The 17391-nt window shown below is 38.4% G+C and carries 16 protein-coding genes; 15 read left to right on the top strand and 1 reads right to left on the bottom strand.

Annotation, left to right across the window (positions count from 1 at the left end; translation table 11 throughout):
• Window positions 1–26 precede the first annotated feature (26 nt).
• On the top strand, window positions 27–935 hold the full coding sequence (locus A1D26_RS08040) for a helix-turn-helix domain-containing protein (protein WP_157403532.1): 909 nt from the start codon (window positions 27–29) through the stop codon (window positions 933–935).
• A 311-nt stretch (window positions 936–1246) separates the two neighbouring features.
• On the opposite strand, the gene asd is transcribed toward A1D26_RS08040, so the two are convergent.
• Window positions 1247–2362 carry an aspartate-semialdehyde dehydrogenase gene (gene asd, locus A1D26_RS08035; RefSeq protein WP_157403531.1) on the bottom strand — a complete coding sequence of 372 codons (1116 nt, stop codon included), beginning with the start codon at window positions 2360–2362 and terminating at the stop codon, window positions 1247–1249.
• 315 nt (window positions 2363–2677) lie between these two features.
• Here asd and ptsH point away from each other — a divergent pair, with 315 nt between their 5' ends.
• From ptsH to rodA, 14 genes are all read left to right on the top strand, one after another.
• Complete coding sequence (gene ptsH, locus A1D26_RS08030) at window positions 2678–2935, top strand: phosphocarrier protein Hpr (protein WP_047975952.1); 258 nt, start codon at window positions 2678–2680, stop codon at window positions 2933–2935.
• A 112-nt stretch (window positions 2936–3047) separates the two neighbouring features.
• The gene (gene ptsI / locus A1D26_RS08025; protein WP_157403530.1) at window positions 3048–4769 is read left to right on the top strand and encodes a phosphoenolpyruvate-protein phosphotransferase PtsI; all 1722 of its coding nucleotides are present in this window, start codon (window positions 3048–3050) and stop codon (window positions 4767–4769) included.
• 72 nt (window positions 4770–4841) lie between these two features.
• Window positions 4842–5345, top strand: coding sequence for a PTS glucose transporter subunit IIA (gene crr / locus A1D26_RS08020; RefSeq protein WP_157403529.1), 504 nt, complete (start codon window positions 4842–4844; stop codon window positions 5343–5345).
• 237 nt (window positions 5346–5582) lie between these two features.
• Window positions 5583–7013 (top strand): tRNA (N6-isopentenyl adenosine(37)-C2)-methylthiotransferase MiaB, encoded by a 1431-nt coding sequence (miaB, locus tag A1D26_RS08015; RefSeq protein WP_157403528.1) that lies wholly within the window; start codon window positions 5583–5585, stop codon window positions 7011–7013.
• 409 nt (window positions 7014–7422) lie between these two features.
• Window positions 7423–7647, top strand: a complete 225-nt coding sequence (tatA, locus tag A1D26_RS08010) for a Sec-independent protein translocase subunit TatA (RefSeq protein ID WP_157403527.1) — start codon at window positions 7423–7425, stop codon at window positions 7645–7647.
• A 3-nt stretch (window positions 7648–7650) separates the two neighbouring features.
• Window positions 7651–8217: a Sec-independent protein translocase protein TatB gene (gene tatB, locus A1D26_RS08005; protein ID WP_157403526.1), complete on the top strand. Its 567-nt coding sequence runs from the start codon at window positions 7651–7653 to the stop codon at window positions 8215–8217.
• Window positions 8207–8956: a twin-arginine translocase subunit TatC gene (tatC, locus tag A1D26_RS08000; protein ID WP_157395182.1), complete on the top strand. Its 750-nt coding sequence runs from the start codon at window positions 8207–8209 to the stop codon at window positions 8954–8956. The genes tatB and tatC overlap by 11 nt, the downstream gene beginning before the upstream one ends.
• A 59-nt stretch (window positions 8957–9015) precedes the next feature.
• Window positions 9016–10041, top strand: a complete 1026-nt coding sequence (gene hemB, locus A1D26_RS07995; protein WP_157403525.1) for a porphobilinogen synthase — start codon at window positions 9016–9018, stop codon at window positions 10039–10041.
• 513 nt (window positions 10042–10554) lie between these two features.
• Window positions 10555–11748, top strand: coding sequence for an ornithine--oxo-acid transaminase (locus tag A1D26_RS07990; protein ID WP_157403524.1), 1194 nt, complete (start codon window positions 10555–10557; stop codon window positions 11746–11748).
• 52 nt (window positions 11749–11800) lie between these two features.
• Window positions 11801–13222 (top strand): Na+/H+ antiporter NhaC, encoded by a 1422-nt coding sequence (gene nhaC, locus A1D26_RS07985; protein ID WP_157403523.1) that lies wholly within the window; start codon window positions 11801–11803, stop codon window positions 13220–13222.
• Between the two features lie 136 nt (window positions 13223–13358).
• Window positions 13359–13673, top strand: coding sequence for a ribosome silencing factor (rsfS, locus tag A1D26_RS07980; RefSeq protein ID WP_157403522.1), 315 nt, complete (start codon window positions 13359–13361; stop codon window positions 13671–13673).
• Complete coding sequence (gene rlmH / locus A1D26_RS07975) at window positions 13673–14140, top strand: 23S rRNA (pseudouridine(1915)-N(3))-methyltransferase RlmH (RefSeq protein ID WP_157403521.1); 468 nt, start codon at window positions 13673–13675, stop codon at window positions 14138–14140. Before rsfS ends, rlmH begins: the two co-directional genes overlap by 1 nt.
• Before the next feature lie 14 nt (window positions 14141–14154).
• The gene (gene mrdA / locus A1D26_RS07970; protein ID WP_157403520.1) at window positions 14155–16107 is read left to right on the top strand and encodes a penicillin-binding protein 2; all 1953 of its coding nucleotides are present in this window, start codon (window positions 14155–14157) and stop codon (window positions 16105–16107) included.
• Window positions 16100–17218 carry a rod shape-determining protein RodA gene (rodA, locus tag A1D26_RS07965; RefSeq protein WP_157403519.1) on the top strand — a complete coding sequence of 373 codons (1119 nt, stop codon included), beginning with the start codon at window positions 16100–16102 and terminating at the stop codon, window positions 17216–17218. Before mrdA ends, rodA begins: the two co-directional genes overlap by 8 nt.
• Window positions 17219–17391 lie beyond the last annotated feature (173 nt).

Here is a 17391-nt window from a genome sequence, read left to right as displayed (position 1 = left end):
CGCTTCATAAAATGACAGGATATCAGGTGAAACAGCATAAAATTCATTTAGAAAACCAATACCCATCCATTTCAGGGAATATCACAATTAACCATTTTCGTTCTGGACTGCGAACAAAATACTCTGATATCGACATATTATCTCCAACATCAGAAATTTCAGGTGGGGTTTTTACTGCTGATTTGCGTTTGGTGATTACTTTAACAGGGGTTTCAAAAATTCAGTTTGAACATGGTGTTTTTAGGCAGGATGCAACTAGCCACCCTAAAGCAGCATTCTTATCCATTGCAAAAGATGAACAAGGCTGGAAGCACTTCTCCGAATGTACACAACAGTCTGAGTTTGTTGTTTTTATTAGTCGAGAATGGTTAATGAACAATGGTTTTCTAGATAATGAAGATTATATCTCGTTACAGCGACTCAACCAGCAACATCTAACTACTTTTCCTATTCTTGCTAATCAACGTATTTTAACGTTGGTTAAACAATTAAAATCAGAAGGTGTCATTGATCTGCCAACTATTCTTGAAAAAGAAAGCCAACTTTTAGCTTTACTATCAGAAAGCTTTTCTCAACTTTTTATGATGGTAAAACAGAATGAACTTCAATATATTCAAGCTTTTACAAAACAATTAGAAAACGGAGAGTTTAACACTTACTCTTTAGCTCAAATTGCAAAGATATTACACACCAATGTGACAACATTACAACGTGATTTTAAGCAAGTTCATCATATTAGTATTGGTGCTTACCTTCGCCGACACAAATTAGAACTTGCATATAACGCACTCTTGCAAGGTGCTTCTGTTACTATTGCAGCAGAAATTGCAGGTTATACTAATCCCGATAACTTCAGCACAGCTTTTCGCAAACAGTTCTCCGTATCTCCTCGTCGTGTAAAACAAGAGCGACTCAAAGCTTTGGCAATTTTATAGCCATATTTTAAAATAAGTGCTTTGAATAGCCCGATGTAATCAAATGCCCACCATTAAATGTCTTCATATGAGGACTATTTTAGCTATAATCTTGGACTTATACCTGATTGAATATGTGCTAGAAAAAATTGATATAGAGCTAGGATTAGGGAAAGCAACTCCAAAGAATAGCTAATTTTTTCTACTATTATCAGTATAGGCGTAAATTACAACTAAAGTATTGAAATGTAATAAAAAGATACAAGCGGTAAATTTAGCTACTTGATTTGCAAATCGTACAACTAAACCAACCGCTTGTTTGGCTGTGTTAATTACTTAACTAATTGAACGAGAATGCGGCGAACAGGCTCCGCAGCACCCCACAATAACTGGTCACCAACAGTAAAAGCTGCTAGATATTCAGGACCCATTGCTAATTTACGTAAACGTCCAACAGGAACACTTAGCGTACCTGTTACTTTGGCTGGTGTTAATTCGCGTAATGTGGTTTCTTTATCGTTTGGAATTACTTTTACCCATTCATTGTGGCTTGCGATGATTTGTTCAATTTCAGCAAGTGGTAAATCTTTTTTCAGTTTAATGGTAAATGCTTGGCTGTGGCAACGTAATGCACCAATACGCACACATAAACCATCAACAGGAATTGGATTTGCACTTAAGCCTAAAATCTTGTTTGTTTCTGCATAACCTTTCCATTCTTCTTTGGTTTGCCCTGTCTCTGGTAATAGTTTGTCAATCCAAGGGATTAAACTACCCGCTAATGGGGCACCAAAATTGTCTGTTGGGAATGAATCTGCGCGCATTTCTGCGGTAACTTTACGTTCAATCTCTAAAATAGAAGAGGCAGGATTTGCTAATTCCGCTTTAACAGATGCTTCTAACACGCCCATTTGCGAAAGTAATTCACGCATATTTTTTGCACCCGCACCGCTTGCAGCTTGGTAAGTTGCAACAGAAACCCATTCAACTAAGTCACGCTCAAATAAGCCACCAATTGCCATTAGCATTAAACTAACTGTACAGTTACCGCCAACGAAAGTTTTAATGCCGTTTTTTAAACCTTCATCAATAACGTGTTGGTTTACAGGATCAAGTACGATAATAGCGTCATCTTGCATACGTAATGCAGAGGCTGCATCAATCCAGTAGCCATTCCAGCCCGTTGCTTTTAATTTTGGATAAACTTCATTGGTGTAATCTCCACCTTGGCAAGTTACGATAATATCTAAGTTTTTTAATTCTTCGATATCAAACGCATTTTTTAAGTCCCCAGCGTCTTTATTTGCAAAAACCGGGGCTTTTTGACCCGCTTGAGAAGTTGTGAAGAAAACAGGATTGATGTTTGCAAAATCATTCTCTTGAACCATTCGATCCATAAGAACAGAACCCACCATACCACGCCATCCGACGAAACCGACATTTTGCATTTTATGCTCCTAAAAGTTAATGTTGTGTTTGAAATGTAAAGTGTGGATAAATACAAGATTTTAATGGGAAATGCAACGAAAAATTTTGATTAAATTCTACTCTGCACAAAACTAGAACAAAGGTTTGAGATGACTCAAATTAATTTCTTCATTGTTTAAAATAAATGCTATCAGTTCGTAAATTATTACTTATTTGACTTGTTTTATCGTGTGTTTTTAGACGTTTTGTAGTACAGTAGGCAGTGTTTTATAGCGTTGTATTTCTATAAATGGACGTAAATTGTTTAACTATTTGATTTAAAAGAGGAAACAAAAATGTACTCAAAAGACGTTACGATTATTGCACCGAATGGCTTACATACTCGCCCTGCAGCAGAATTTGTTAAAGCAGCAAAAGGCTTCGCTTCTGATGTTACTGTCACTTCAGGTGGCAAAAGTGCAAGTGCAAAAAGTTTATTTAAGTTACAAACGTTAGGCTTAACACAAGGTACTGTCATTACTATCTCTGCCGAAGGTGAAGATGAGCAAAAAGCCGTTGACTTCTTAGTGGATTTAATTCCAACCTTAGAATAATCACGATTTTATAGACGACTTTATCGTTAATTTTACTTCAAATGGAGTTTTTTGACGATAGAGTCGTTTTGTGCTGTGCACAATTTTTCAATTTATACTCAAGGATTCAATTATGATTACTGGTATTGCCGCATCTCCTGGTGTTGTTTTCGGTAAAGCGCTTGTTTTAAAAGAAGAGCCTATAGTTCTTAACACACAAAAAATTTCCGCAGACCAAGTTGAAGCTGAAAAAGCGAAGTTTTATGCAGGTCGTGAAAAAGCCGTAATTCAACTAACCGCAATTAAAGAAAAAGCACGTCGTACGTTAGGTGAAGAAAAAGAAGCTATCTTTGAAGGTCATTTAATGATCTTAGAAGATGAAGAATTAGAAGAAGAAATTCTAGGCTACGTAGAAGAAAAGTTGGTTACTGCTGATGTGGCAACAAGCAAAATTATTGATATGCAAGCCTCTATGTTAGCTGAAATTGATGATGAATACCTAAAAGAGCGTGCTGGTGATATTCGTGATATTGGTAACCGTTTGTTACGCAACATTCTTGGAATGCACATTGTTGATTTAGGTGACATTCAAGAGGAATCTATTCTTGTTGCCTACGATCTCACGCCTTCTGAAACAGCTCAACTCAATCTAGATAAAGTATTAGGTTTCATCACTGACATTGGTGGACGCACGTCTCATACTTCGATTATGGCTCGTTCTTTAGAGCTTCCAGCGATTGTCGGTACTAATAACATTACTTCGCTTGTTAAAACGGGTGATTTGATTATTTTAGATGCAACAAATAATGAAATTCACATTAATCCATCAGCCGAACAAGTTGAACAATTTAAAGCTCAACAAGAAAAAGAAGCAGCAGAAAAAGCAGAACTTGCCAAATTGAAAGATTTACCTGCGGAAACGTTAGATGGGCATCGCATTGAAGTTGTTGGGAATATCGGGACAATTCGTGATGTTGATGGCGTATTACGTAATGGTGGCGAAGGTGTTGGTTTATATCGTACCGAATTCTTGTTTATGGATCGCAATCATTTGCCAACAGAAGAAGAGCAGTTCGAGGCATACAAAGAAGTTGTGGAAGCGATGAAAGGGCAATTAGTTGTTCTTCGTACAATGGATATTGGTGGCGATAAAGAACTACCATACCTTGATTTACCGAAAGAGATGAACCCATTCTTAGGCTGGCGGGCAGTCCGTATTGGTTTAGTTCGTCGCGAAATTTTAGATACGCAGTTGCGTGCAGTGTTACGTGCTTCTGCATTTGGTAAGCTTGCAGTAATGTTCCCAATGATTATTTCGGTGGAAGAAATTCGTGAGCTTAAAGGTATTATTACACATTTAAAAGAGCAACTGCGTTCAGAAGGCAAAGCCTTTGATGAAAATATTCAAATTGGTGTAATGGTTGAAACACCATCTGCTGCAGTCAATGCTCGTCATTTAGCGAAAGAAGTTGATTTCTTCAGTATCGGCACAAATGACTTAACACAATATACCTTAGCGGTAGATCGTGGTAATGAAATTATTGCTCACCTTTACAACCCATTAACACCATCAGTATTAAATCTAATCAAGCAGGTGATTGATGCCTCTCACGCAGAAGGGAAATGGACAGGTATGTGTGGTGAATTAGCGGGTGATGTGCGTGCAACCGCATTATTGCTTGGTATGGGGCTAGATGAATTTAGTATGAGTGGAATTTCTGTTCCTCACGTTAAGAAGCTAGTTCGTAGTATCAACTTTGCAGATGCAAAAGCACTAGCAGATGAAGCACTTGCTCAACCAACAGCAGCAGATATTGAACAATTAGTGAATTCCTTCTATCAAAAGCTGAACTAATTAGATACAAATACAAAATTCTCGTATAAAATATGTTAGAATTTTGTTCATTTAGTAATGGAGACTTGAATTATGGGTTTTTTAGATAAACTTTTTGGCGGAAAAAAAGAAACAGTATCAAAAGAAGTAAAAATTTATGCACCGCTTTCAGGTGAAATCGTTAATATTGAAGATGTACCAGATGTAGTATTCTCTGAAAAAATTGTCGGTGATGGTATTGCAATTCGTCCAAATGGCGATGAAATCGTTGCTCCTGTCAATGGCACAATCGGCAAAATTTTTGAAACTAACCACGCATTCTCTATCGAATCAGATGAAGGTATTGAGTTATTCGTGCACTTCGGTATTGATACTGTAGAATTAAAAGGCGAAGGTTTTACCCGTATCGCAACAGAAGGTCAAAAAGTTAAAGCTGGCGATCCTATTATTAAATTTGATTTAGCTTTATTAGAAGCAAAAGCAAAATCAGTTTTAACGCCTGTTGTGATCTCAAATATGGATGAAATCAGCAACTTACAAAAACTTTCTGGCGAAGTTGTAAAAGGCGAAAGTGTAGTATTAACCTTAACAAAATAAGGTAAGATTATATAGCTTAAAAAGCCACGCTGTTTAGCGTGGTTTTGCTTTTTCATAAGCGGTAAGATCATTTTAATTTATTGCAAAATAGTCAAAAGAACCTACCGCTTGTAAGGAATTTCTGTGAATTTATAGCCAAAATTTCTTCAAACAGGTAGAATAGCCAACATTTTTATTACATAAAGCGCTTGTCTTTATGTTTTTATTTAACTAATTGACTTACCTAATTATTTTCAAATGACGCAAAAACTACATATTACCACTTGGGGCTGCCAGATGAATGAGTATGATTCATCAAAGATGGCAGACTTATTAAATAGCACTCACGGTTTTGAATTAACAGAAAATCCTGAAGATGCAGATGTTTTGCTGCTTAACACTTGTTCTATTCGTGAAAAAGCACAAGAAAAAGTATTCTCTCAACTTGGGCGTTGGAAAAGTTGGAAAAACACCAAGCCTAATTTAATTATTGGTGTGGGTGGTTGTGTTGCCTCACAGGAAGGGGAACATATTCGCCAGCGAGCTCCGTTCGTGGATATCGTTTTCGGGCCACAAACGTTACATCGCTTGCCTGAAATGATTAACCAAATCCGTGGTGGTAAGAGCTCTGTTGTGGATATTAGTTTCCCAGAAATTGAGAAATTTGACCGCTTGCCAGAGCCACGAGCTGAAGGTCCAACCGCATTTGTTTCAATTATGGAAGGATGTAATAAATACTGCTCTTTCTGTGTTGTGCCTTACACTCGTGGTGAAGAAGTCAGTCGCCCAGTAGACGATATTCTCTTTGAAATTGCACAGCTTGCTGCACAAGGTGTACGCGAAGTCAATTTATTGGGTCAAAACGTAAATGCTTATCGTGGTGAAACTTTTGATGGGGGAATTTGCACTTTTGCAGAATTACTCCGTTTAGTTGCAGCCATTGATGGCATAGATCGCCTACGTTATACCACGAGTCACCCGATTGAGTTTACAGATGATATTATTGAGGTCTATCGTGATACACCTGAACTGGTGAGTTTCTTACACTTACCTATTCAAAGTGGGTCGGATCGTGTATTAACAATGATGAAGCGAAATCATACCGCCTTAGAATATAAAGCGACTATTCGTAAACTTAGACAGGCTCGTCCAGATATTCAAATCAGTTCAGATTTTATTGTCGGTTTCCCTGGCGAAACAGCTCAAGATTTTGAGCAAACAATGAAAGTGATTGAACAAGTTAATTTTGATATGAGCTTTAGTTTTATTTACTCCGCCCGCCCAGGAACACCAGCTGCGGATCTCCCTGATGATGTGAGTGAAGATGAGAAAAAAGAGCGTTTATATCGTTTACAACAACGTATCAACAATCAAGCGATGCAATTTAGCCGATCGATGTTAGGCACGGAACAACGTATTTTGGTCGAAGGTCCATCTAAAAAAGATCTGATGGAATTAACAGGACGTACGGAAAATAATCGCATTGTGAATTTCCAAGGCACACCAGATATGATTGGTAAGTTTGTTGATGTAAAAATTACGAATGTCTATACCAACTCATTGCGTGGCGATGTTGTTCGTACTGAAGATGAAATGGGGCTACGTATTGTCGAGTCGCCACAAAGCGTTATCAACCGTACTCGTAAAGAAGACGAGCTAGGTGTAGGTAAATTTGTGGTAAATCTATAATCTGCAAACTCAATTAATCTATTCTTACAATACTAATGGCTTAATCATTTATGATTAAGCCATTTTTCCATCATTCTTATTATCTTTGAGGCTATATTAGATTAGTAAGTATATTAATGTCCTTGACATTTCAAACCGATTACAACTTATTCTAGATACGAAAGCTCCAACAATATCGTGATGAACTAAATAAGCACTCATCTAAATAAGCAAGCTATCGTAACCATTCTAAATGTGTTTTGAAGTCATTTATTGTGATCCAAAACACATTTTGGAGAAATACTTCTTTTTACTCCGCTAAAACTGTGTCACTATAGGGCAACTTTTTACGCTTTTTGCGTGTCTTAATTTGCGAAAAAACGTATAATCAGTAACGTTTTTATTTTATTCACTTAATAAGAGGTACACTATGGGTGGTATTAGCATTTGGCAACTTCTGATCGTTGTTGCAATTATTGTTTTGCTTTTCGGCACAAAAAAATTACGCAATTTAGGTTCTGACTTAGGCGAGTCTGTAAAAGGCTTTAAAAAAGCGATGAGTGATGATAAACCTAAAGATGCTGAATTTGAGAAAGTTGAGCAAAAACAAGCGGAATCAACTGAACAAAAAGTAAAAGATAAAGAGCAGGCATAATCCGTGTTTGATATTGGTTTTTCTGAATTAGTCCTTGTTTTTATAGTTGGCTTGGTAGTACTTGGGCCTAAACGCTTACCCATTGCTATTCGTACAGTAATGGGGTGGGTTCGTACGATTCGTGGGCTAGCTGCTAATGTTCAGAATGAGCTTGCTCAAGAGTTAAAATTACAAGAGTTGCAAGAGAGCATCAAAAAAGCAGAAGAACTTAATTTGAGTAAATTATCACCCGAATTAAGTAAAACCGTTGAAGATCTCAAGCAATCCGCAGAAAAAATGCAAAATGATTTAACTTCTGCAAAAGGGCAAATTCAGACTTTAACGGACGAACAAGTTGCAGATATTCAACAAAAAATTGAACAAGAAAGCCAAACTCTCGCTCAACAAGATTTGCAAAATAATCAGCAAAACGAACCGCTTACAGAAAATGAAATCAATGAGCCACATCTCTCAGGTGAAATTGCGGAATTGGCGGAAGCCGATGAAGAGAAACTTACTCTGTACTATCCACCTGATGATGATTTGGCAAGTGTAGATGAGCCAAAACAGGACAAACAAAATGTCAGTTGATGAATCTCAACCCTTAATTACACATCTAATTGAATTGCGTAACCGCTTATTAAAAGCGGTTATTTGCGTTTTAATTGTTTTTGTGCTGTTGGTTTATTGGGCAAATGACATTTATACATTACTTGCCAGCCCATTAACTGAACGGCTTCCAGCAGGGGCAACAATGATTGCGACAAATGTGGCAACACCATTTTTTACCCCTATAAAACTTACTGCGATTGTGGCTGTTTTTCTCTCTGTTCCTTATATTTTGTATCAGATTTGGGCATTTGTTGCCCCTGCATTATATAAGCAGGAAAAACGTTTAGTTTACCCACTTCTTATCTCTAGCACACTACTATTTTATATTGGTGTGGCGTTCGCTTACTATGTTGTTTTCCCACTGGTATTCGGATTTTTAACAAGTACCGCACCAGAAGGCGTTACGATTGCAACAGATATCAGCAGTTACTTAGATTTTGTTTTAACAATTTTTCTCGCTTTTGGTATCTGTTTTGAAGTGCCAGTTGCGATCATTTTGTTATGTTGGTCTGGCGTAACAACTCCAGAAGATCTTAAAGCAAAACGCCCTTATATTATTGTGGCTGCCTTTATTATTGGTATGTTACTCACACCACCTGATATTTTCTCTCAAACGTTACTCGCAATCCCTATGTGTTTATTGTTTGAAGTTGGCGTATTAGTTTCTCGGTTTTATGTGCCAAAAGAAGATACAGAAACTGAAAATAAAATCGGATAACGATTAGACCCGCTTATAAGCGGGTCGATTTTTTGAAAAATTTACAAATAGGAATAACAATGACTCAATATCTTAATGTGAAATTTCCTGCACAACGAATGAGACGTTTACGCAAACACGATTTTAGTCGCCGTTTAGTCGCAGAAAATCAACTCACTGCAAATGACTTAATTTATCCTGTCTTTATTATTGAAGGCGAAAATCAACGTGTTGCCGTACCATCAATGCCTGGTGTAGAACGTTTAACTTTAGATCAATTACTGATTGATGCAGAATTACTTGTCAAATATGGCGTGCCGGCGATTGCCTTATTCCCAGTAGTTGAGCAAGATAAGAAATCACTAATGGCAGAAGAAGCCTATAATCCAAATGGCTTAGCTCAGCGAGCTGTACGAGCGTTAAAACAAGCTTTTGGTGAACAGCTTGGTGTAATTACAGATGTTGCACTAGACCCTTTTACCACTCACGGACAAGACGGTATCATTGACGAAGAAGGTTATGTGGTAAACGATATTACGACTGAAATTCTTATCAAACAAGCACTTTCACACGCTCAAGCAGGAGCAGATATTGTTGCGCCAAGTGATATGATGGATGGACGCATCGGTGCTATTCGACAAGCACTTGAACAAAATGGCTTTATTCACACACAAATTATGGCATATTCTGCCAAATATGCGTCTAATTATTACGGCCCATTCCGTGATGCAGTTGGTTCAGCCAGTAATTTAAAAGGTGGTAATAAAAAGACCTATCAACTTGACCCAGCAAACAGCAATGAGGGCTTACACGAAGTTGCACTGGATATTCAAGAAGGTGCAGATATGGTAATGATTAAACCAGGAATGCCATATTTAGATCTCGTTTATCGTGTAAAAACCACCTTTGGTGTACCTACTTTTGCTTACCAAGTTTCCGGTGAATATGCGATGCATATGGCAGCGATTCAAAATGGTTGGTTGAAAGAAAAAGAATGCATTATGGAATCATTACTCTGCTTTAAACGAGCTGGAGCAGATGGCATATTAACTTACTTTGCCAAACAAGTAGCCGAGTGGATTTATCTCGACAATCAAGGTAAATAATCGCTATAAGCGGTAAGATATGGCTGATTTTCTGCAAACTTAATCTAAATTGAAAAATTTATATCTTGAATTTACAATCTAAGTGTAATAACTAAGAAATGTTCATAGGAAAACCAGATATAATTTGTTTAACTTAACAAGGAAAATCAGACATTCTTCCTCCTTACTGATCTTGAATAACCAAATGAGTGTTTTTTTGATTATCAAAAAGTTGGGGGAAAATAGCACTTCTTTTGTGGTAGAAAAGATGATTGAAACCTTCCGTTAAAAAGCATCACCAGACAGAGAACAGCAAATAAAAACTCAAAACTCGAATGGTTTATTTACATTAGTGTTTTTTCGCCTTACGGTATGTGGGCGAATATCTAGTGGCGCCCATTTTCCCTTAAAATAACCTTTGCTCCTATCAAAAAATGAGAAGCAGATCATAAAACAGATAAAAATTGTTCCCTTTTTCGTTTAAATATTGTTAGACTAATATATAACATTTATTTAACAAAATTAGGAGAAAAAATGACTGTTTCATCTCAACAAATTATTCATCAAACTGAAGAATATGGTGCTCGCAACTATTTACCACTACCTATCGTAATTAGCAAAGCGGAAGGCATTTGGGTCGAAGACCCTGAAGGGAAACGTTATTTAGATATGTTAAGTGCCTACTCTGCGGTAAATCAAGGGCACTGTCACCCTAAAATTGTTAAAGCATTAAAAGATCAAGCAGAACGAGTCACTTTAACTTCTCGTGCTTTTTATAACGATCAGCTTGGGCCTTGGTATGAAAAAATCTGTAAGCTAGGAAAAAAATCAATGGCTTTACCAATGAATACAGGAGCTGAAGCGGTAGAAACAGCAATTAAAACTGCACGCCGCTGGGGCTACGATGTAAAAGGTATTGCAAAAGATCGTGCGGAAATTATCGCTTGTGTAGGTAACTTCCACGGTAGAACAATGGCAGCGGTTTCACTCTCTTCTGATGCTGATTACCAACGTGGTTTTGGTCCATTATTAGGCGGAATTAAATTGGTGCCTTATGGGGATTTAGAAGCATTGAAAAACGCTATCACACCAAATACAGCAGCGTTTTTAGTTGAGCCGATTCAAGGTGAAGCCGGTATTTTAATTCCACCACAAGGTTTCTTAAAACAAGCGTACGAATTATGTAAAGAAAACAATGTGCTGTTTATTGCCGATGAAATTCAAGCTGGTTTAGGAAGAACAGGGAAATTATTCGCCTGCGAATGGGAAGGTTTTGAGCCAGATATGTATATTTTAGGTAAAGCACTAGGCGGTGGTGTATTCCCAATTTCTTGTGTGTTAGCTGATAAAGAAATTTTAGGCGTATTCAACCCTGGTTCGCACGGTTCAACTTTTGGTGGAAACCCATTAGCTTGTGCAGTATCTCTTGCTGCTCTTGATGCTTTGATTGAAGAGAACTTGTCTGAGCGTTCTCGTGAACTCGGGGAATACTTCTTGAGTGAATTGAAAAAAATTCAGCATCCAAAAATCAAGGAAGTCCGTGGGCGTGGTCTGTTCATCGGTTTAGAGTTAACCGAAGCTGCTCGTCCATATTGCGAAGCATTGAAAGAAAAAGGCTTATTATGTAAAGAAACTCACGATACGGTCATTCGTTTTGCTCCACCGTTAGTCATTGAGAAAGCGGATTTAGACTGGGCGTTAGAACGTATTCGTGAAGTATTAAAATAAGAATTGCCTTTGCAAAAAAATTAAAAATCTGACCGCTTCCCAAGGAGGAAATATGGCAAACACAACAGAAGAACAAAATATTCGTATCCCATTCTTTTATGCTTTTTTACCTGTATTAGTAATGGTGTCGGTAATGGCGGTGGCGATTATCAAATTTGAAGCCTCACCACACATTCCACTCTTAATAGGCGCCGTTACTGCAAGTATTATTGCGATGGCGTTTGGTTATCGTTGGGATACTATTGAAAAAGGAATCTATCGTGGTATCAAAATGGCACTGCCTGCGATAGTGATCATTATTATGATCGGCTTAACCATTGGGGCTTGGCTCGGTGGTGGTATTGTTGCGACAATGATCTACTACGGTTTAAAACTCATCTCACCTTCGCTGTTTTTATTTACCATCTGTATCATCTGTGCGATTGTCACTTTAGCTATCGGAAGTTCTTGGTCCACAATGGGAACGATTGGTGTAGCAGCAATGGGTATTGGTTTAAGTATTGGTATTCCTGCTCCAATGGTGGCAGGTGCGGTGATTTCAGGAGCGTATTTTGGCGATAAAATGTCACCGCTTTCTGATACCACTAACCTTGCTGCAGGGATCACAAATACGCCACTCTTTGATCATATCCGCCATATGTTTGTAACCACTGTACCTGCGTTCTTAATTGCATTAGCAGTTTATTTCTATCTAGGTTTTCAGTTTAGTGCAGAAAACTTGGATTTAGCAAAAATCACCGACGTAATGCAAGCGATGGAAAAACATTTTGTGATTTCGCCTTGGCTATTATTAGTGCCGTTGATGGTTGTGGTATTAGTTGCGAAAAAAGTACCAGCCTTACCAGCACTTGCCGCAGGGATTTTACTCGGTTGGTTATGTCATATCTTTATTCAAGGTGGCGAAGTTGGCGTTGCAGTTAAAACCTTGCACGATGGCTTTAAAATTGAAAGTGGACACGAGATGATCGACACGTTATTCAATCGTGGCGGTATTGAGTCAATGATGTACACTATCTCATTAACTATTGTGGCAATGACCTTCGGCGGTATTGCAGAACAGACTGGAATGTTGCGTTCAGTGGTGGAAACCATTTTGAATTTTGCGAAAAAAGCATCAAGTGTCATTATCTCCACGATTATTTCGGCAATCGTCACCAACGTGACGACTTCTGAGCAGTACATCTCTATCCTACTGCCAGGCCGTATGTATGTGAAAGCGTACCAAGATAAAGGCTTGAGTTCAAAAAACCTTTCTCGTGCATTAGAAGATGGCGGTACAGTAACCTCTGTATTAGTCCCTTGGAATACTTGTGGTGTTTATGCGTTCTCAATGTTACAAGTGAGTGCCTTTGAATATGCACCTTATGCGGTAATGAATTATATGATCCCAATCATTGCGATTATTCTTGCTAGCTTAAATGTACGCATTGAATACTTAACTCCTGAAGAAAAAGCCGCATTAGCCAAAGCTTAGGCTTCTCTTAATTGAATACAAGCGGTGCGATTTGTTAAAATTTTTGCAAATCGCACCGCTTTGTTTTATTGATAGACTAACCTAGCTATTTTTTATGCTATAATCCGCCCCTTTTTATTATCTGAATAAATTATATATGGAACAAAATCTCGTTAATTTCCTCACTCATACTCTAGAAGGCTTAAAAGCAGAAGATATTCAAGCCATTGATGTGAAAGGAAAATCATCAATTACTGACACCATGATTTTATGCACTGGTACATCAAGTCGTCATGTGGCATCAACAGTAGATAACTTAATTTCTGAAAGTAAAAAAGCAGGCTTAGATGTATTTGCTCATGAAGGCAAAGCGGTGGCGGATTGGATTGTGATCGATTTCGGTCAAGCGATTGTTCATATTTTGCAACGTGAAAGCCGCGAAATGTATCAATTAGAAAAACTCTGGGCATAATGAAAATCCAATTAATTGCAGTCGGAACAAAAATGCCTGATTGGGTGACAAAAGGCTTTGAAGAATATCAACGCCGTTTCCCAAAAGATTTCCCTTTTGAGTTGATTGAAATTCCTGCAGGTAAGCGGGGAAAAAATGCGGATATAAAACGTATCCTAGAGCAAGAAGGCAAGGCAATGTTAGCTGCAGCTGGGAAAAATAGGGTGGTAACACTTGATATCCCAGGAAAACCTTGGACGACAGAGCAACTCGCACAACAATTTGAAGCGTGGAAAAACGATGGGCGTGATGTCTGCTTATTGATTGGTGGGCCTGAAGGGCTTTCACCTGAATGTAAGGCCGCAGCTGAACAGAGTTGGTCGCTTTCGCCTTTAACCTTACCACACCCATTGGTAAGAATTGTTGTTGCAGAGAGTTTATACCGAGCGTGGTCATTAACGGCAAACCACCCTTACCATCGTGAGTAGTACGAGAATAATAGATGTTTGGTAAATTAAGTAAATTCAGCTCACCAAAACAGCGAGAGAAAATCCGTAACGGGCAAGCAGAGAAAAATCTGTTTGTCCGTCGTGCTTTGATCGCATTTTTAGGGGTGTTGGGTTTAACGGGTGTTTTACTCACTAATTTATATCATTTGCAAGTGCGTGATTACGACACTTACCAAACTCGTTCAAATGGGAATCGCATTAAATTATTGCCTATTCCGCCTGTGCGTGGGTTGATTTATGACCGAAACGGTAAAGTTCTAGCAGAAAATTTAACCTTCTTTGGACTATATATTGTGCCAGAGAAAGTGAATAATTTGGATGAAACCCTTCTAGAACTCAAATCGCTTGTTGGCTTAACTGATGAGGATATTGAGAATTTTCGTAAGGAGCGAGCAAGATCTTCCCGCTATACTCCAATACTGCTGAAGCCTAATTTAACGGAAGATCAAATTGCCCGTTTCTCAGTAAATCAATACCGTTTTCCAAGCTTGGATGTGCAACCTTATTTTAAACGTACTTACCCTTATGGTGACGTACTTACACATATTTTAGGGTATGTCGCCAAAATCAACGATAAAGACAAGCAACGTTTACAAGATGAAGGGAAATTCGGTAACTATGCAGGCTCTCACGATATTGGTAAATTAGGGATTGAAAAGTTTTATGAAGAACAGCTACACGGGCAAACAGGTTTCGAAGAAGTAGAAATCAATAATCGTGGCAAAGTCATCCGTAAATTGCGTGATCAACCCGCAGTAGCTGGCGGTAGCATTCGCCTTACGCTCGATGTGGAATTACAACAATATATTTCATCATTAATCGGTAATGAGAAAGGCGCGATTGTAGTACTTGATCCGAAAGACAGTAGCATCTTAGCGATGGTAACAAACCCAAGTTATGATAATAATTTGTTTGTCGATGGGATTTCAGGCAAAGATTATAAACAGTTACTGGATGATGAAGCTCGCCCTCTTTATAGCCGAGCAACACAAGGGACTTATCCACCAGCATCAACAATCAAACCATTTATGGCAGTGGCAGGACTCACTGAGAATAAAATTACATCAGGAAGTACGGTATTTGACCCAGGTTATTGGATTTTACCAGGCACAACGCAACGTTTTCGTGACTGGAAGCGAAGTGGGCATGGTAGAACAGATATAAATAAAGCCATCGTAGAATCATCGGATACTTACTTTTATCAGCTCGCCTATGATATGGGAATTGATAAAATGTCAGATTGGATGAAACGCTTTGGTTTTGGGGTAAAAACTGGGATTGATTTGGCGGAAGAGTCCACGGGCATTATGCCAAGTCGAGAGTGGAAACAGAAACGCTATAAAAAACAGCCTTGGCTAGCCGCAGATACCATCAATGCTGGAATTGGTCAAGGCTATTGGATTTCTACCCCATTGCAACTTGCTAAAGCAACAGCGGTCTTAATCAATAATGGTAAAGTGAATACGCCCCATTTAATGATGGAAGTAATGTCAATAGAAAATATGCCTTACCAAGATCCACTTTTATACGATGATATTAAAGATGTTCCGCCACGTTTTTGGCAAATTGCGAAATTGGGTATGTATAACGTGTTACACGCAAGTAACGGTACGGGACGTAAAGCATTTGCTGGTGTGCCCTATCGAGCGGCAGGAAAAACGGGAACTGCACAGGTTAAAAGTTTAAAAGGTAAGGATTACGATAAAAATGCAATCGCCAAAAAATATCACGATCACGCGTGGTTTATTGGTTATGCACCTTATGATAATCCGAAAATGGTGGTTTCGATTATTTTAGAGAATGCAGGTGGCGGTGGTAGTACAGCAGCACCAATAGCACGAAAAATTATGGACTATATGCTACTGCGTTCAAACACAGCAAATGCGGAATTGCAAAAAAATGAGCAAAACTCACCGCTTAACCTGGACGAAATAAACAATGAATAAATTCTTACGTACTTTCAAAAAATTATTAGCGTTTGATATTTTTCTACTGATTGGTTTATTCGCTATTACGGGTTATGGCTTATTGGTTCTGTATAGTGCGAGTGGCGGTAGTGAGAAAATGTTTTTTAATCGCGTTGTTCAAGTATCTCTTGGAATGGGGTTAATGATTGTTATGGCACTCTTTCCCCCGCGTTTTTATGAGCGAGTATCCCCTTACTTGTATGCTGTATGTATTGTTTTACTTATTTTAGTTGATGTTGCAGGCGAAACGAGTAAAGGTGCACAACGTTGGTTAAATTTAGGTTTTGTCCGTTTTCAACCTTCCGAAATTGCTAAATTATCGGTGCCTTTAATGGTCGCAACTTACTTGGGCAATCGCTCACTACCACCCAATTTTAAAGATACGTTTGTTGCATTAGGGTTAATTATTGTGCCGACGGTTTTAGTCGCCCTTCAACCAGATTTGGGAACGTCTATTCTCGTCTGTGCCGCAGGCGTGTTTGTTTTATTTCTTGCAGGGTTAAGTTGGAAACTCATTGGCGCTGGTGTTGTCTTTCTTGCTGGGTTTATCCCGATTATGTGGTTCTACTTAATGCATGACTACCAGAAAACAAGGGTAATGACGTTAATTGACCCAGAGAAAGACCCTTTAGGTGCGGGCTACCATATTATTCAATCTAAGATTGCTATCGGATCTGGCGGATTGGAAGGAAAAGGTTGGATGGCAGGGACACAATCTCAACTTGAGTTTTTGCCTGAACCGCACACCGATTTTATTTTTGCGGTGCTAAGTGAAGAGCACGGCATGATCGGCGTACTGATTTTATTGGCGATTTATCTCTTTATTATTGCAAGAGGGCTAATGATCGGTGCTAAATCGAGTTCTGCATTTGGGCGAATTTTGTCTGGCGGTACTGCATTACTTTTTTTCGTTTACGTTTTTGTAAACATTGGAATGGTAAGTGGAATTTTGCCTGTTGTGGGCGTCCCATTACCACTATTTAGTTATGGCGGAACATCTTACGTTACACTCATGGCTGCATTTGGGCTCATGATGTCGGTTTATGTACACCGTGAACGTAAAGATAATAACCCTTATAACATACGTTAATTATTTAAATATATTTGTTTTCTTGCGGTTTGGGAAAGCAAGGGAGAAATTATGCGTTTAAGCAAAATCAGTAAATTATGTCTAACAATTATATTGTTTTTTGTTTCTTCTTACGGTTTTTCAGCACCAAAGAAAGAAAAAACTAAGGCAATAAAAAAAGAGAAGACTACGTT

Origin of the sequence: Ursidibacter maritimus, from assembly GCF_009761395.1 — a bacterium.
Taxonomy (GTDB): Bacteria; Pseudomonadota; Gammaproteobacteria; order Enterobacterales; family Pasteurellaceae; genus Ursidibacter; species Ursidibacter maritimus.
This window is presented reverse-complemented; position numbering and strand designations above follow the sequence as displayed.

Excerpts from the sequence above, each read along its gene's own strand:
- A1D26_RS07990 (WP_157403524.1), top strand. The coding sequence starts at position 10,555 with ATGACTGTTTCATCTCAACAAATTATTCATCAAACTGAAGAATATGGT.
- tatC (WP_157395182.1), top strand. The coding sequence starts at position 8,207 with ATGTCAGTTGATGAATCTCAACCCTTAATTACACATCTAATTGAATTG.
- nhaC (WP_157403523.1), top strand. The coding sequence starts at position 11,801 with ATGGCAAACACAACAGAAGAACAAAATATTCGTATCCCATTCTTTTAT.
- rodA (WP_157403519.1), top strand. The coding sequence starts at position 16,100 with ATGAATAAATTCTTACGTACTTTCAAAAAATTATTAGCGTTTGATATT.
- asd (WP_157403531.1), bottom strand. The coding sequence starts at position 2,362 with ATGCAAAATGTCGGTTTCGTCGGATGGCGTGGTATGGTGGGTTCTGTT.
- tatA (WP_157403527.1), top strand. The coding sequence starts at position 7,423 with ATGGGTGGTATTAGCATTTGGCAACTTCTGATCGTTGTTGCAATTATT.
- ptsH (WP_047975952.1), top strand. The coding sequence starts at position 2,678 with ATGTACTCAAAAGACGTTACGATTATTGCACCGAATGGCTTACATACT.
- hemB (WP_157403525.1), top strand. The coding sequence starts at position 9,016 with ATGACTCAATATCTTAATGTGAAATTTCCTGCACAACGAATGAGACGT.
- ptsI (WP_157403530.1), top strand. The coding sequence starts at position 3,048 with ATGATTACTGGTATTGCCGCATCTCCTGGTGTTGTTTTCGGTAAAGCG.
- mrdA (WP_157403520.1), top strand. The coding sequence starts at position 14,155 with ATGTTTGGTAAATTAAGTAAATTCAGCTCACCAAAACAGCGAGAGAAA.
- rsfS (WP_157403522.1), top strand. The coding sequence starts at position 13,359 with ATGGAACAAAATCTCGTTAATTTCCTCACTCATACTCTAGAAGGCTTA.
- crr (WP_157403529.1), top strand. The coding sequence starts at position 4,842 with ATGGGTTTTTTAGATAAACTTTTTGGCGGAAAAAAAGAAACAGTATCA.
- rlmH (WP_157403521.1), top strand. The coding sequence starts at position 13,673 with ATGAAAATCCAATTAATTGCAGTCGGAACAAAAATGCCTGATTGGGTG.
- miaB (WP_157403528.1), top strand. The coding sequence starts at position 5,583 with ATGACGCAAAAACTACATATTACCACTTGGGGCTGCCAGATGAATGAG.